The 15,417-nt window shown below is 39.8% G+C and carries 12 protein-coding genes and 4 pseudogenes; 5 read left to right on the top strand and 11 right to left on the bottom strand.

All coding sequences use genetic code 11. The features are described 5' to 3' along the window. Positions 1 to 303: 303 nt before the first annotated feature. A pseudogene (locus BTN49_RS02900) lies at positions 304 to 1,119 on the top strand (IS5 family transposase); the annotation flags it as partial. Between the two features lie 245 nt (positions 1,120 to 1,364). On the opposite strand, the gene BTN49_RS02895 reads toward BTN49_RS02900, so the two are convergent. Continuing rightward, entirely contained in the window at positions 1,365 to 2,189 is an 825-nt protein-coding gene (locus tag BTN49_RS02895) for an HAD family hydrolase (protein WP_097355933.1), read from the bottom strand. 215 nt (positions 2,190 to 2,404) lie between these two features. Here BTN49_RS02895 and BTN49_RS21775 point away from each other — a divergent pair. Further along, positions 2,405 to 2,823: pseudogene (locus tag BTN49_RS21775) on the top strand (transposase); the annotation flags it as partial. A gap of 20 nt (positions 2,824 to 2,843) precedes the next feature. Here BTN49_RS21775 and BTN49_RS20145 read toward each other — a convergent pair. The 4 genes from BTN49_RS20145 to rluD all read right to left on the bottom strand — a co-directional run bounded on the left by BTN49_RS20145 (position 2,844) and on the right by rluD (position 7,479). Continuing rightward, positions 2,844 to 2,975 (bottom strand): IS1-like element transposase, encoded by a 132-nt coding sequence (locus BTN49_RS20145; RefSeq protein WP_097355931.1) that lies wholly within the window; start codon positions 2,973 to 2,975, stop codon positions 2,844 to 2,846. Positions 2,976 to 3,091: 116 nt separating this feature from the next. Continuing rightward, positions 3,092 to 5,665, bottom strand: coding sequence for an ATP-dependent chaperone ClpB (gene clpB / locus BTN49_RS02880; RefSeq protein ID WP_097355930.1), 2,574 nt, complete (start codon positions 5,663 to 5,665; stop codon positions 3,092 to 3,094). Between the two features lie 93 nt (positions 5,666 to 5,758). Continuing rightward, on the bottom strand, positions 5,759 to 6,499 hold the full coding sequence (gene pgeF / locus BTN49_RS02875; protein WP_097356061.1) for a peptidoglycan editing factor PgeF: 741 nt from the start codon (positions 6,497 to 6,499) through the stop codon (positions 5,759 to 5,761). Between the two features lie 2 nt (positions 6,500 to 6,501). After that, on the bottom strand, positions 6,502 to 7,479 hold the full coding sequence (rluD, locus tag BTN49_RS02870) for a 23S rRNA pseudouridine(1911/1915/1917) synthase RluD (RefSeq protein WP_097355929.1): 978 nt from the start codon (positions 7,477 to 7,479) through the stop codon (positions 6,502 to 6,504). A 192-nt stretch (positions 7,480 to 7,671) separates the two neighbouring features. Between rluD and bamD the strand changes: the two genes are divergently transcribed. Then, a complete protein-coding gene (gene bamD, locus BTN49_RS02865) occupies positions 7,672 to 8,397 on the top strand; it encodes an outer membrane protein assembly factor BamD (protein WP_097355928.1) in 726 nt (241 codons plus the stop codon). A gap of 309 nt (positions 8,398 to 8,706) precedes the next feature. Here bamD and BTN49_RS02860 read toward each other — a convergent pair. After that, positions 8,707 to 9,588: pseudogene (locus BTN49_RS02860) on the bottom strand (IS5 family transposase); the annotation flags it as partial. Between the two features lie 265 nt (positions 9,589 to 9,853). Here BTN49_RS02860 and hpf point away from each other — a divergent pair. Beyond that, the gene (gene hpf / locus BTN49_RS02855) at positions 9,854 to 10,189 is read left to right on the top strand and encodes a ribosome hibernation-promoting factor, HPF/YfiA family (RefSeq protein WP_097355927.1); all 336 of its coding nucleotides are present in this window, start codon (positions 9,854 to 9,856) and stop codon (positions 10,187 to 10,189) included. Between the two features lie 119 nt (positions 10,190 to 10,308). On the opposite strand, the pseudogene BTN49_RS21770 reads toward hpf, so the two are convergent. Continuing rightward, a pseudogene (locus tag BTN49_RS21770) lies at positions 10,309 to 11,100 on the bottom strand (IS982 family transposase); the annotation flags it as partial. Positions 11,101 to 11,527: 427 nt separating this feature from the next. Between BTN49_RS21770 and BTN49_RS18895 the strand changes: the two are divergent. Then, the gene (locus BTN49_RS18895) at positions 11,528 to 11,650 is read left to right on the top strand and encodes a hypothetical protein (RefSeq protein WP_263363536.1); all 123 of its coding nucleotides are present in this window, start codon (positions 11,528 to 11,530) and stop codon (positions 11,648 to 11,650) included. A 199-nt stretch (positions 11,651 to 11,849) separates the two neighbouring features. On the opposite strand, the gene tyrA is transcribed toward BTN49_RS18895, so the two are convergent. From tyrA to rimM, 4 genes are all read right to left on the bottom strand, one after another. After that, a complete protein-coding gene (gene tyrA / locus BTN49_RS02840; RefSeq protein ID WP_097355924.1) occupies positions 11,850 to 12,977 on the bottom strand; it encodes a bifunctional chorismate mutase/prephenate dehydrogenase in 1,128 nt (375 codons plus the stop codon). 714 nt (positions 12,978 to 13,691) lie between these two features. After that, on the bottom strand, positions 13,692 to 14,045 hold the full coding sequence (gene rplS / locus BTN49_RS02835; protein ID WP_097355923.1) for a 50S ribosomal protein L19: 354 nt from the start codon (positions 14,043 to 14,045) through the stop codon (positions 13,692 to 13,694). Between the two features lie 37 nt (positions 14,046 to 14,082). Beyond that, positions 14,083 to 14,832: a tRNA (guanosine(37)-N1)-methyltransferase TrmD gene (gene trmD / locus BTN49_RS02830; protein WP_097355922.1), complete on the bottom strand. Its 750-nt coding sequence runs from the start codon at positions 14,830 to 14,832 to the stop codon at positions 14,083 to 14,085. Between the two features lie 40 nt (positions 14,833 to 14,872). Further along, complete coding sequence (gene rimM / locus BTN49_RS02825; protein ID WP_097356060.1) at positions 14,873 to 15,400, bottom strand: ribosome maturation factor RimM; 528 nt, start codon at positions 15,398 to 15,400, stop codon at positions 14,873 to 14,875. Positions 15,401 to 15,417: the final 17 nt, after the last annotated feature.

Genomic DNA, 15,417 nt, shown 5'->3' with positions numbered 1-15,417 from the left:
GGGTCATCGAGTATTCCTTTCAATCAAAGAAGACGATCATCAAGATGATGCGGCTTGGTAAGCAAGCGCTTATGAATATCTGAGGTAATTTAGATCATATGTCTAATTAATTTATTTCCTTCTATAAAAGTTGTTGTTTCCAAAATATTTTGACTAATCGTAATTTCTACGATCAGATTATCATGGAATTAAGCGGAAGATTATAATGGGAAAGAGCATGAACAAGATCAGCAGCTAGAAACAATATAATCAAAGTATTAGTAAACAGTAGCTCAGTGACTTTTTGAATAAACGTCGCTGCTCGCTGCTATTAAGGCATGGCTTTGTCTAAAGCATCACGTTCATCGTGGCTGTGGGTTTATATTTTCGGAGACTGCGATTGAAACGGCACTGACGGTGAAAGCTATTGTTAGGCTCCCACTTCGTGGATTAGAAGGTTTTCTTAATTCGATTTTTACGTTGATGAATATCCTACTGGAATTCGCTATATACACCTGCATTAGTCATGCGTTTTAAGACCGTAAAGTTAAGTATTGTTTACTGAGTTGAGGAGCTGTCGCCCACGTCGTTATTGATGCCACAGCCCTAAAAAGATACGACGAAGGTGAATGGAAAACGAGTAAACACAGTAAGGAGATACGGTGTATCTAGCGAAAACTTCATCTTGCCGTTGATGTGTCTGATCATGAGGTTGTTGCTGTAGAAGTTAGCCTAATTTCTGTAGGGGACGATGCTGTTTTACCTACATTGCTTAACCTTTTACGACGAAAGATACAGCAAGTCAGTGCTGATGGAGTGTATGACACACAAGCATGTCAACCACGTACTAAAGAACAAAGGAATATCGCACAATATTCCACCTCGAAGCAACGCGGGGTACTGAGAGGAAGGGCATGCTAGAAATGAAATGTTAAAGGCGTTAGAAGAAGATAAATTGGCGGAGTGGAAAAAGGACTTGGTTATCACAAACGCTCATTAGCAGAAACAACAATATTTCGCTATAAACAGTTGCTGAGATCTAAACTCACTCTTCGTGATTACAATGTTGAAGTTGGTGAAGTGCTAGCAAATGTGGAAGCAATGAATAAAGTCATAAGATTCGTTATGCCCGTTTGCTAGCAGACAAATTAAGAATGTAAAGAAGATTGAGATCAGTGTGTTATCGGCCAGATTTAATCAACAACACCTCTAGAAAATAAATTTTGTATGGATGATAAATCCTGTTAGGACACATGATATCTGTAGTAGTATACAAGTTGGTTGTAAGTCATACTAAGGAACCATTACAACCTATTGTATACATAGCCGTAATTTATTTGCCGTCACCTAACAGTTCATGTACTCAATAGTTTTAATAATCATAGTCAGATTCTATTTAAAACACTTAAAATACCGTGGCAATAAGCCTTTTCAAGGCAAGACCCATATAGTGCTATCGCATAAGGATCGGCATTAGAGACTAAGTAACCGTTACCAGATTTTAAGAACATAGGGAAATCATTACAACTATCTCCGAAAGAGTAAATGGCTTTTTTGTCTAAACCTAGTTTCTGCATAACGAATAAAACAGCTTCATCTTTTCCACAACAGGTGGGTATAAATTCGATATCGTAATAATCACTATGATCGCTAACTGCAGGATTAGATTTTGTCAATATAATGTGGCAATTAGCGTTGGCAGCCTCTTCTTTTAGCCATGAAAAGTCGCTCTCTATGTTATCATTGATTTTATAGTAATAACTTATTTTAAAGTCACCCTGATAATTATCAGGCTGCTTGATAAGTACTATGTTTTTGTTTTTTGCTGATTTAATAATTTCACCTACCTTGTATCTGTCATAGCCTGACTTAATAATTCTTTGTTTCCAAGATTTAGATGACTTTAACTCACCAACTTTAATCCAATAGAACTCAGTACTCAGACTACAGCAAATAAAGCTAGGACTTCTATTGATATAATTATGCACTTTATGGAAAATAGCGTTACGGCTTGAACCCGTAATCCAGCCGAGGACCATTCCATTTTCTACGCCCTTTGAGCACATAAATCCTTCCAAACATTCAACGCCACCTTTAGATTTATTATTAGAATCGAATGGAATGTAGGTTTCATCTAAGTCACAACATATAACAGTTTGAACTTTATTAGGAAACGGAAATTCAATAGGTAATTTATTTAAAAAACTCATGGATCACCTCAATAATGTAAATTTGTTCAGTAGTAGACATCTGATGATGTAGTGGTAAATGAACAAGTCTTAAATGCAGATTTTTTAATACTTTAAATTTCTCCTTGTGAGAGTTTAAATTTAGGTTTGAAATATGACACTTTCCAGTCAAGCGGCTAATGCCATTTCTTTAAGAATAACGGCAGGCCACCTAAACAGTAAACATTTCTTATGCGCAGATCAGGTTAATTATTAATGACTAAGAGGGCATTATCTCAATCAAAGTGCCGACGGCTAACTTGGATGATAAAAAGTCTGTATCAGAAATAGCTGATGAGATTTGGGGGTGTTTATACGGAGATAAATATTATATCTATGATCCATTGGGGCGAGAACTCGCAGACAAGGGAGTTACACAGATAACTGGTGTGAAAAAGAATATGAAACCCAAAGTGATGAAATTTTGGGATCGCATGATGCTCTGGAAACGATTATTATTGAAACTGTTTTTGACTAACTAAATAACATATCTCAAATCGAGCATTCTCAGCATTGTAGTTGTATCAGTTTTATGGTCAACTTGCTGGCAGGGATTATCGCGTATTCATTTCAACCAAAGAAGCCTAGCATTAAGATGACGTGGCTTGATAAGTAAGCTCTTATGCAGATTTGAGGTTAAATTAAATTTTTTAAAACCCAAACAACCGCATTAATGCTGATGTGGAGCAGTCGAGAGGAGTTGCGAATACTTTTATTGTTCATAGCAAGTTCGATCATTTGCTCTTTTATTCCCTTTTGACAATCCATGTACGTATATTTAACTGGGAAGGTTAAATAACATGACTAGCAACGATATTTTTGCTAGTCACTACGGTCGATACCCTATTTTTTTACTATTTTTTTGTGCCAAAAAGGCCTAAATACTATTGTATCGCTTTTATTTTCTCATTTTCAACAATAAGCCTTATAGGTTTTCCCGGTTTCACTTCACCTTTCAGTATTGATTGTGCCAGTGGATTTTCAATAAGTTGCTGAATCACTCGTTTGAGTGGACGTGCACCATATACAGGATCAAAACCAATTTTCGAAATCAAGTTAAGTGCTTCACCCGTGACTTCTAAGGTCAGATCACGTTCTGTCATGCGTCTAGCAAGATATTGAAGTTGAATACCTGCAATCTCTTTAATGTGATCTTGCCCTAGCGGATGGAATACGACAACCTCGTCAATACGATTAATGAATTCAGGACGGAAGTGTTTATTTACAACATCCATAACCGTAACTTTTAAGCAATCATAGTCCAGTTCGGAAGAATATTCTTGAATACGATCAGAACCCAAGTTAGATGTCATTATCACCACGGTATTACGGAAATCAACAGTCCGCCCTTGTCCATCCGTAAGTCGCCCGTCGTCGAGGACTTGCAGCAACAAATTAAATACATCAGGGTGGGCTTTTTCTATTTCATCAAGCAAGATCACCGAATAGGGACGACGTCGAACAGCTTCGGTTAGATAGCCTCCCTCTTCGTAGCCCACATAGCCAGGAGGCGCACCTACTAGCCGAGCAACTGAGTGCTTCTCCATAAATTCGGACATATCAATCCGTACCATAGAAACACTGCTGTCGAACAAGAACTCCGCCAATGATTTACAGAGTTCAGTCTTACCTACGCCCGTAGGACCTAGGAAGAGAAAAGAACCAATAGGACGATTTGGATCAGCCAAACCAGCACGACTACGGCGAATTGCGTTGGCTACTGAACTCACCGCTTCTTCTTGACCAATAACACGTCCATGTAATTCATTTTCCATATTCAGTAGTTTTTCTTTTTCACCTTCGAGCATTTTTGCAACAGGGATACCGGTTTGACGAGATAATACTTCTGCAATTTCAGCATCAGTTACACGGTTTTTAAGTAGCGTCATTTCTTGCATTTCTGCTTGACTTGCTAAATCTAACTGCTTTTCGAGCTCTGGAATTCGTCCATACTGGAGTTCTGACATTCGATTTAAATCACTGGCTCTCCGCGCAATTTCTAGGTCGATACGTGCTTGTTCTAATGAACTTTTAATATGCTGTGTACCTGAAAGTGCCGCTTTTTCAGCAACCCATACTTCCTCAAGCTCCGCATATTCACGTTCTTTTACATCAATTTCGTCTTGTAGCGTATCTAAACGTTTTTTACTGGCATCATCATTTTCTTTTGCTAATGCCTGTTGTTCAATTTTAAGTTGGATAAGACGTCGTTCTAACCTATCTAATTGCTCTGGTTTCGAATCAATTTGCATACGAATACTAGATGCTGCTTCATCGATAAGATCAATCGCTTTATCAGGTAGTTGGCGATCAGATATGTAGCGATGGGATAAGGTCGCTGAGGCCACAATCGCAGGATCGGTAATTTCTACTGCATGGTGAAGTTCGTAGCGCTCTTTAAGCCCGCGTAGTATGGCGATGGTATCTTCCACTGTAGGTTCGTTCACTAATACTTTTTGGAAACGACGTTCAAGAGCTGCATCTTTTTCTATATACTTCCGATATTCATCCAATGTGGTCGCACCCACACAATGTAATTCACCACGTGCAAGAGCAGGCTTAAGCATATTTCCAGCATCTATCGATCCTTCTGCTTTACCGGCTCCCACCATTGTGTGGACTTCATCAATAAAAAGAATGATGTTACCTTCTTCTTTTGCTAACTCATTGAGTACTGACTTCAAACGTTCTTCAAATTCACCTCGATACTTAGCTCCTGCCACTAGGGACCCCATGTCAAGCGATAGTACTCGCTTATTGCGGAGACCTTCTGGCACTTCACCATTCACTATTCGCTGGGCAAGACCCTCGACAATGGCCGTTTTACCTACACCTGGTTCACCAATGATCACAGGATTATTTTTAGTTCGGCGTTGAAGGACTTGGATAGTGCGACGAATTTCTTCATCTCGACCTATAACAGGATCTAGTTTTCCCTGCTCAGCTTTCTCAGTTAGGTCAATAGTGAATTTCTCCAATACTTGTCTATTTTCTTCTGAATTCGGATCATCAACATTCTGATCACCACGCAATTTGTTGATCGCATCTTCAATCTTTTTACTGGTCAGAGCTAATTTACGAAGCAACTCCCCCAGAGGACCTTTATCAGCCACGGCTGCAAGGACAAATAATTCAGATGAAATGTACTTATCTTTACGATTTTGTGAGAATTTATCACACATATTAAAAAGAAGGATTATGCCATGTGAAAGCTGAACATCACCACCTGTCCCGATCACTTTAGGTAACTTGTCGAGTTGTTGACTTAAGCCAGAACGTAATTGAGTGACATCGACATTAAGGAGTATCATCAAAGGTCGAATAGTGCTGCTATCCTGATTAAGGAGAGAGACCATCAAGTGAACGGGTTCAATGTACTGGTGATCCCTCCCTAGAGCCAGCGACTGGGCGTCTGAAATAGCCAACTGGAATTTGCTGGTAAATCGGTCAAGGCGCATAGCCCCTCCTTTAAATTACATTATGTTATGTTATGTTATGTAAATGAAATGGGAGCAGTCTAGACCAATTTCAAGTTGTTTGGTGAAACTTTATTAGTAAGATCGAGGAGTGATCCATATACAACTTGCTTGACGTCCTGTTTTATGTGCTACACGGTATGAAAAAAAACGGTCAGATGCAGATACAGTACATAAATCCCCGCCATATATGTTAATTTTTCCAAACTGGTTAAGTCGATGACTAGCTAGTAAATAAATATCAGCTAACCAACGATCATTTTGAGGTATAAAGGCAATATCAGTGCTTGAATCACTTATAATGAACTGCTCACGAACTTCACCACCGACTTCAAACACAGATGCCCCAAGGGCAGGTCCTAACCAAACCATCACATGATGTGGGTTTGTGAAATGGGATAGAGCCTGCTCTAACACACCGTTGAGTAGTCCACGCCAGCCCGCATGGACTGCTGCCACTTGTGTTCCGGCTTTATCACAAAATAGAACGGGGAGACAATCTGCCGTCATGATAGTGCACACCTGACCTACCTCACGAGTATAAGAACCATCGGCAACAGGAATGAGGGAAGTCGATGACAGAGGTAGTGTTACCACTTTTGTTCCATGTACTTGATTAAGCCAGACTGGCGTCGATGCCATCTGCATTGTTTTTGCAAAGAGTGCGCGATTTTTCGTAACATGTTCAGAATTATCCCCGACATCCTTACTTAAATTTAAACAGTTGTAAGGTGGTAAACTCACTCCGCCCATACGCGTGGTACTAATGGCTTTGACATTAGACGGCGCAGGCCAGTTTGGCGTAATCCAATCCATGATCATGGATACAAATTACTAAACTCTTCAGCATCAGCACGTAATACGACTATCAATTTAGCTATATCTTCTGGTATAGGCGCATGCCATTCCATCAACTTGCACGTAATCGGGTGTTCAACACGAAGCATAATTGCATGCAGTGCTTGACGATCAAACTCACGTAGAACTTGAATCAACTCATTACCTGCATTTCGAGGCTGACGTGGCCGGCCACTGTATAACTGGTCACCTACTATAGGGTGATTCAGATATGCCATGTGAACACGAATTTGGTGCGTACGACCAGTTTCTAAACGTAAACGTAATCTGGTATGTGCACGAAAATGTTCTGCGACACGATAATGTGTGCTGGCTGATTTACCTAACTCATTCACAGCCATGTGTGTACGTTTGCGAGGATGCCTACTGATTGCTTTTTCAACCAAACCACCACCAGTCATTGTACCAATAGCAATAGCTTCATACTCACGGGTGAAATTTGTTCGTTTCTGCAATGTACGCACTAGACGTGTTTGCGTTGGCACAGTTTTAGCCACTACCATGAGACCTGTGGTATCTTTATCAAGACGGTGAATAATACCCGCACGAGGTACTTCCGTAATATTCGGGTAATGGTACAACAGAGCATTAAGAATTGTACCGTCAGGACAACCTGCCCCTGGATGAACGACTAGGTTTCGAGGCTTATTAATCACTAGGAGGTGTTCATCTTCGTAGACGATATTGAGATGGATATCCTGAGGTTCCCAACGTTTCTCGTCTTCAATTTCGACCTGAACAACAATGGCTTCACCACCCATCATTTTTATACGTGGTTTGTTAACCATCATTCCATTTACGCTTACTTTCTCGGTCAAAATCCATTTTTTAATCAGAGAGCGTGAATAATCAGGAAACAATTCTGCTACCCCTTGATCCAGACGCTGTCCAAGTTGATTCTTACTAATTATACTGCTTAACTCTAAATACTGTGCCATGACGAACTTTGTTATTCTCTATGAGACTAATGTTTAAGTACGTGTTCCTGCACGTGGGCACGGTCACGTTACTGGTTGGTGGTATATCGGATCTAGGGGTAGAATAACCCTTATCGAGTTATTGTAGCTTTTTTCGTCTGAGTGCGTAATGGAAAAGGCTGAAAATATTGTTTTAAGGAAATAACTATATTAATGAAAAACCTAACCCTTTCTTCTCTCATTGCTATTTTTCTGATGGCAGGCTGTTCTAGCCTTGAAAAGGTGGTACCAGATAGTCCACCGTTTGAACTCTACCAAAAGGCTAAGGTTTCGTTAGATAAAGGAAACTGGAATTCAGCCATTACAAAATTAGAAGCCTTAGATTCTCGCTATCCTTTTAGTGCTTATTCAAAACAAGTTCAGTTCGATCTTATTTATGCCTATTACAAGAGTGACCATTTGGCACTAGTCGAAGCTACCATTGAACGCTTTCTGCGTATGCATCCTAGTCACCCAAGAATGGATTGGATGCTTTACATGAGCGGCTTAACCAACATGGCACAAGATAGAAACTTTTTGCATAACTTGCTGAATATCAAGCGTAGCGATCGCGATCCAGTACCTGTTCATCGTGCTTTTATTGATTTCCGTCAATTATTAGACCGTTACCCAAATAGTGAATATGGAGCTGATTCTCGAAAGCGTATGGTTGCGTTGAAAAATAGATTGGCTGATTATGAACTGTCTATTGCTGACTTATACGTCCGCCGTGAAGCTTGGATTGCCGTGATTAACCGTTGCCAGAAATTACAACGTAATTTTCCTGATACTACCGCCGCAAGAGAATCGTTATGGCTGACACTACAAGCCTATGAAGCATTAAAATTGGAAGAACCTGCCACACGTATCCTTGAATTAATTCAGCTGAACAGCAGTTAAATAAAATGAGAGTGCTACAACCGCAGAAGGTAACCAAGTGTTTACCTGTCCTTTGAAGTCTGGTTGCTATCATACATATTATTTCCATATCAGACTGTGGTTACAATAAAATCTAGGGGATCACTCATGAGTGATCCTGACTTTATTACCTAGAAAGAATCTGCCAGTAATATTCACTCTAAAAGTGTAAAGTTTATCATATAGCGTTTTTACTTCATCGGGACACTTATTTTAGTCGATTTTACTTTCAACAAGCGTTGTTGATTAAATTAGGCCTATAACGCATTGATCCCAATCTTTTTTACAGTCTTAATTTATCTGCTGTCGAACAGGCATATCGAGTCTTCTAATTTTGTTCATCACTTTCACATTTGCCAGCATTCCACCAACTTTAGTATTGTAATCACGAAGAGTAAGTTTAGGGCTAAGCAACTGTTTATAGCGAAACATTGCAAGTTCTGCTAATGAGCGTTTATGATAATCCCTGTCCTTTTTCCACTCCGCCAGTTTGTCTTTTTTAAAGCCTTTACAGCTTCATTTTTAGGATACCTTTCCTTTTAGTACCCCGCATTGCTTAGAGGTGGAATACTGGATGTTATTCTTTTGTTCTTCAGTACGTGGTAACAGGCTATTGTGTCATAGGCTCTATCAGTACTGACTTGCTTTATCTTTCATCGGAAGGGGTTAAGCAATGTAGGTAAAACATCATCGTCCCCTACAGAAATTAGGCTAACTTCTACAGCAACAACCTCATGATCAGACACATCAACGGCAAGATGAAGTTTTCGCTAGATACACCTTATCTCCTTACTGTGTTTACTCGTTTTCCATTCACCTTCGTCGTATCCTTTGAGGGCTGTAGCCTCAATAACGACGTGAGAGACAGCTCCTTGATTCAGCAAACGGTACTTAATTTTTACGGTCTTTGAACACTTGCTAATGCAGGTGTATATAGGGAATTTCAGTAGGCTGCTCATCAACATAAAAACCGAATTGAGAAAGCCTTTTAATCCACGAAGTGAGCCTAAAAATACCTTTCACCATCAGTGCCGTTTCAATCTTCGTATCGGAAAATATAAACCTACGGCTATGATGACCGTGATGTTTTAGACAATGCCATACCTTAATAGCAGCGACGTCTATTCAAAAAGTCACTGAGCCACGGTTTACTAATGCTTGATTATATTGTTTTCAGTTTCTGATCTAATCGTAGGAATTGCGATTAGTTCATATATTTGGGAAACAACACCATCTGAATCTATTCGAATTGCACCTGTCTAACAGCAATCTTCAAGTATTTATTGGCACCATTCTGCTCAGAATTCTTATCAGGATCACAAATAGTCAGTTTAAGAAGATTCCACACCATAATAGTGAGTTGACTCACATCATTTATCATTCAAGAAAGTAATCTAAAAATGAGTTTAGCAAAGAAAAATCTACCGAGGGAACAACTATGATTGTAGATATTACTGGTAAAAACGTCGTTATTACTGCTGCCATCCGTGACCGTATTACTTCTCGTTTCGAGAAACTCGAAAAGTGGCAAATTATGCTGATCAATCCTCATGCCGTCATCAACGAAGAGCCAAGCCACAAATTTAGGATTGAAGTTAGCGTTTCTGTACCAGGTGTAAAACTAATTGCTTCTGCAGAACATGAAGACATGTATGCAGCAATTAATGAAGCAGGTCAAAAACTAGAGAAACAGATCAATAAACAAGCACATAGGGGTGAAGCACGCCGAGCTAGCCATATTGAAATTCCGACTGATGAAAAAGAAGTTGTATAAGTCTCTGATAGAGTTAAGAATCAGCCTCAAGTGTGGGGCTGATAATATTTAATATTATAGTATTTGCTAAATATTATTAATTGATAATGGCGTTGTTGATTAAATCAGGCCTATAACACGATGAGCCCCGCCAGCAAGTTGACCATAAAGCTGATACAACTACGGTGCCAAGAATGCTCGATTTGGGATATGTTTTTTAGTTGATCAAAAACGGTTTCGATAATAAATCGTTTCCAGAGTATCAGGCGGTTCCAAAGTTTCATAACTTTGGGTTTCATATTCTTTTTTATACCCGTTAATTAGTGTCATTCCCTTGTTTGCGAGTTCTAGCTCAAATGGATCAGAGATATAACCTTTATCTCCGTATAAATACCCCAAAGCTCGTCAGTAATTGCCGATATAGGCTTTCTATCATCTAGGTTAGCCGTCGTCACTTTGACTGAGATAATGCATCTTGGTCATTGACAATAAGGTGTAATTTGAAGCCGTAAAACCACCCTATAGTTCCTTTTCTTCGCTTCGCTGTACCTTTAAACACTTGATGTCTGAAAATACGTAGGTTGTAATAAGCTTATAGCTTGGATGAATCAACGAAGGTAATCTTTGACGGTGAGTGAGGTAAGAGTCAAGCGAAACCAGAACACCTTGCATGAGCTTGCGCATTTGCGTGTAGCTGAATAATTCAGGAAATTCGTTGGTGAGGTAGCGGTAAATAAAGTGGATGTAATAAGTTTTAAAGTCTCGATATCCTGATTTATGGAAAGCTATCACTAATGTCATAACTTTGTTAACGGAGATGTGATAAGGTTTCTTTCTTTGACACCGTAAGAAATTAGGTGTTCCTCCCATGCAGGGAGGAAAGTCTGTCATAAGTCGTCGACATCGACGAAAACAGCGTCTAAGTTATTCATACCAAAGTTATTATGCAGTGAATGGTTTTTTTAAATGCGCGGATTGCGACTTTGGTATTTAGTTTATTTCTTATGCGTAGCTTAGATTACTTAACTTCTACGTTCTTCAAACACATTACTCATGCAAGTATCTGTAGATGATTCCAGCGGGATATTTATCAACGTAAAAGTCGAATTAAGAAAGCCTCCTAACGCACGAAGTGGGGGCTGAAAATACCTTTCACCATCAGTTCCGTTTCAATCTAAGTATCGGCAAATATAAAACCACGGCACTGAGGCTTTAGACAATTTCATGTCTTAATGGCAGCGTCGTCTATCTAAAAAGTGATTTAGCCTCAGTTTACTAATGCTTGATTAGATTGTTTCCAGTTGCTGATTTTGTGCTTGGCCTTTCATATCATCACTTCCCGCTTAACTACAAGTTGATTTGATAGCAGGTATTGCGATTAGTTCAGATATTTGGAAAACAACGTTCAATGACAAGGCTAATTACGGGAACTTCTCGATTGAGAATAGTAGTTCTGGTGATCATGTATCTCATCAGTTGTAAGGGGCATTAGCATAACTGGCAATTAGGTATTTTGGTGTCCATCAATGCAGATACCATACTTGATAATAGAAATTGTTACCCTGAATTAAAAACACGTCCTACACGAAGAGTAATTTATTCAATACATGATTGTTGATTTTGCATACATAAGATCTTAAAACAAAAAGATGAGCTTTACCTCTTGTTATGGTTCCATCGCTTATCCAAGATGTACTGTATCGTTTGCTTGTCTCAATAGGGCTTGGCTTTCTTTCAAGAAGTGTTGTGAAAAATCACCGAACCAATCTTCCACATGTTGGAAAGCAGATATGAAACCCCCTTTATCTTGTAGATCTAGCAAAGTAATCGCTTCCCCAAATCGTGTATGAAAGAGTTTTATTGCGTCTATATTTTGCGGTGATGACATTACGATATCTGCATACAGCTGCGCATCTTGTGCAAATAATCGTCCTACCATCGCCAGTTCCAAACGATAAATGGGTGAACTTAACGCTGTTAGCTGCGATAAATTTGGGTTCTCTTCTGCTAAATGCACACCGTAGACAAACGAGGTAAAGTGGTGAAGGGCTTGAATCAAAGTCATACCCTGATCATGCTCAGTCGCACTAATGCAATGTAAACTAGCACCCCAAATCCGAAATTGCTCCAATAGCCATTGATACGCTTCTGGGTTGCGTCCGTCACAATAGACGATCACTTGCTTAGCAAGGCTAGTAATATCAGAGCTAAACATAGGATGAAGCCCCACTACAGGTCCGTTATGAGATTCCATCATTGCCTGTAATGGCGTACTCTTTATTGAAGTCAAATCCGTCAGAATGCAATCATCAGGAAGAGTTGTCAACTTGCGAATAATCGTGTCAGTACAGTTAATAGGGACAGTCACAACCACCATGCCCGCATCCGGCAATATTTTATCAGCATGTTGCCAATCCTCAGACTCTAACACTTTTACGTCATAGCCCGAGAGGTGGAACAATTTACCAAACAACCTACCAAGTTGTCCGTTGCCTCCAACAATAACAATTGAACGTAATCCAGTATTCAAACACTTAAAGCCAAAATCATTTCCATTGGTGTAAGATTCTCGCATGGTACGGCATAAAATATCCTCAATAAGATCAGGGGGTACACCTTTTAATTCAGCCTCTTTGCGACACGATGCCAACATAGCAGCTTCTCGATCAGGAACATAAATCGGTAAGCCCTGCAGACTTTTCAGTTCGCCTACTTGGGTAACAAGAGAAAGGCGACGAGCCAACAACTCAACCATTTTTTTATCAACTTCATCAATTTTATCTCGAAGGTGAGACAACTTAGAAACCATTGGGTTTAATTTCCTTTTGAACACTTCTTCCAAGAAGGGTCTCAATTCAATGTCATATTCTTTAGCCGTTCTCCTGTATTCTACCAACTAATACATGCATCCGTAATTGACACACCGTATACTATTTCAGCGAACGAAATTTATGCAGATTGATTTTCCTCATTGATATTACTTTATATGATTAGATCAATAATGTATGTGTCCCCGTCGTGGATCTGATAAAAGACAGTTTGAGTCACTATAATATGATGACGGTAACCTTTTTTCGAATTTAAGTGACTCAAGTCTCCCATCTGGGAAGCTTCTATCCCCGACTTCTTCACTTCATGCGTGTATTCCTTTACAGAAACACAATTCTAGCTTGTTTACGGATCTGAATGTAGGAGATTTTAGCCATAAGGATTTACTTAAACTGCACTGCCCCTAAGAAATGAACTAAATTTCCATGTCGCAATCTGATCGTTTAGAAAAAACTATTGACTGCATAAGGACATGGGAATTTAGTTCATTTCTTAGGGGCAGTGCAGTTTAACCTAGATTGGTAGAATGCTGGACAGGAGGCTGGGGACGGAAAAGGGGTGACTAAAGCGATAAAAACAGGCAGAACAATCGATTATTGACCATTCTGTATCCTATTTGTTGTTATCAGGCTTCCTGAAGTAAGAAGATCGGCTTTTTTACTACCCCTTCTAGGTCCCTAAACCTGTAGGGGGATTATTTCTTAGCTAGACGCTCTTTAATACGCGCAGACTTACCAGAACGTTCTCGCAGGTAGTACAATTTTGCACGCCGTACAGCCCCGCGACGTTTTATAAAAATATTATCAACTACTGGTGAATGAATCTGGAAGACACGCTCAACACCTTCACCGTTAGAGATTTTACGGACGGTAATTGCTGAATGCAGTCCACGATTACGTTTAGCAATTACGATACCTTCATAGGCCTGCAGACGTGAACGTTCACCTTCTTTGACTCTAACCTGAATTACCAAAGTGTCTCCAACTTCAATTTCAGGAAGATCTTGCTTAAGTTGCTCGTTGTTGATCGCTTTGATGATGTTATTCATTTTCTATAACCCTAGAATAAACTGATACTAAGTATGTTTAGGTACTTTCCGCGTTTTGTTCATTAATGAACTCAGCAAGTAGGAATCCCTGTTCGTCAGTCAGAGCTAGGTTCTCCAAAAGCTCTGGTCTTCTAAGCCAAGTTCGGCCTAATGACTGCTGTAATCGCCAACGGCGAATATCCTGATGATTACCTGATTTGAGTACCTGAGGTACAGCCAATCCATTTAATATTCGGGGTCTAGTGTAGTGCGGACAATCCAATAAGCCATTTGCAAAAGAATCTTCTTCTGCAGAAGAAGAGTTTCCAAGCACCCCTGGAACAAACCGAGCAACAGCATCAATTAACGTCATTGCTGGGATTTCACCTCCACTGAGCACAAAATCGCCGATAGACCATTCTTCATCAACTTTTGTTTGTATTATGCGCTCATCCACCCCTTCGTAGCGTCCACATAGAACGATAAATTTTTCATTCTTAGCCAGCTCTTCAACACCAGTTTGATCAAGTTTTCTTCCTTGAGGTGATAGGTAAATTACTTTTACCTCGCCTCCTAGAGCGATTTTGGCTGTGTTAATGGCATTAATTAGAGGTTTTGCCATCATCAACATGCCGGGACCACCCCCATACGGTCGATCGTCGACTGTCCTGTGCTTATCTTGTGTAAAATCTCGAGGATTCCACATTTCAATCTTAAGCAGTCCTTTTTTTACCGCGTTGCCCGTCACCCCAAATTCAGTAACAGTACGGAACATTTCAGGAAAAAGGCTGATGACACCAACCCACATATTTCCTCTCTCATATAGAGTTAAATCGTTACCGCAGTAATTAAAACCTAGGATCCCAGTCAACTTCTATTCGTTGAGCAGAGCGATCAATCAGCTTAATTACCTTTCCGTCAAGGAAAGGTACTAATCGTTCCTTTTTACCAAAAACATCTTTCATATTGGTGGTGATAACCAGTACATCATTGGAGCCTGTTTCCCATATGTCAGTCACCTTTCCGAAGCTATACCCTTGAGTAGTAATGACTTCCATACCGAACAATTCTCGCCAGTAGAATTCATCCTTTAACAGAACAGGTAATGTCTCTGCGTTAATGGTTATTTCAGTATTCGTCATAGTTTGGGCGGTTGCACGTTGATCTAGACCCTGCAATTTGCAAAGCCAACCTTGGCCGTGACGTTTCCAGTCTTCAACTTGGAATACTTTCCATTCATTACAAACCTTTATGAACCAAGGTTTATAGTCAAAAATGCTTCTAGGGTTGTCCGTATAAGAGAAGATTTTAAGCCACCCACGGATCCCATAAGAGGCACCTAGTTTACCTATTACAACCTTTTCTTGCTCACTCACGTCTTCTTCTTTCAATC

It is taken from the genome of Candidatus Enterovibrio escicola (genome assembly GCF_002464935.1).
Taxonomy (GTDB): Bacteria; Pseudomonadota; Gammaproteobacteria; order Enterobacterales; family Vibrionaceae; genus Enterovibrio; species Enterovibrio escicola.
The sequence above is the reverse complement of the archived record's forward strand: the minus strand, read 5'-3'. Positions and strand labels throughout refer to the sequence as shown.

What these genes read in the sequence shown, in the direction of transcription:
- BTN49_RS02895 (WP_097355933.1), bottom strand. Translation starts at nt 2,189, where the DNA reads ATGAGTTTTTTAAATAAATTACCTATTGAATTTCCGTTTCCTAATAAA.
- BTN49_RS20145 (WP_097355931.1), bottom strand. Translation starts at nt 2,975, where the DNA reads ATGGATTGTCAAAAGGGAATAAAAGAGCAAATGATCGAACTTGCTATG.
- clpB (WP_097355930.1), bottom strand. Translation starts at nt 5,665, where the DNA reads ATGCGCCTTGACCGATTTACCAGCAAATTCCAGTTGGCTATTTCAGAC.
- pgeF (WP_097356061.1), bottom strand. Translation starts at nt 6,499, where the DNA reads ATGGATTGGATTACGCCAAACTGGCCTGCGCCGTCTAATGTCAAAGCC.
- rluD (WP_097355929.1), bottom strand. Translation starts at nt 7,479, where the DNA reads ATGGCACAGTATTTAGAGTTAAGCAGTATAATTAGTAAGAATCAACTT.
- bamD (WP_097355928.1), top strand. Translation starts at nt 7,672, where the DNA reads ATGAAAAACCTAACCCTTTCTTCTCTCATTGCTATTTTTCTGATGGCA.
- hpf (WP_097355927.1), top strand. Translation starts at nt 9,854, where the DNA reads ATGATTGTAGATATTACTGGTAAAAACGTCGTTATTACTGCTGCCATC.
- tyrA (WP_097355924.1), bottom strand. Translation starts at nt 12,977, where the DNA reads ATGGTTTCTAAGTTGTCTCACCTTCGAGATAAAATTGATGAAGTTGAT.
- rplS (WP_097355923.1), bottom strand. Translation starts at nt 14,045, where the DNA reads ATGAATAACATCATCAAAGCGATCAACAACGAGCAACTTAAGCAAGAT.
- trmD (WP_097355922.1), bottom strand. Translation starts at nt 14,832, where the DNA reads ATGTGGGTTGGTGTCATCAGCCTTTTTCCTGAAATGTTCCGTACTGTT.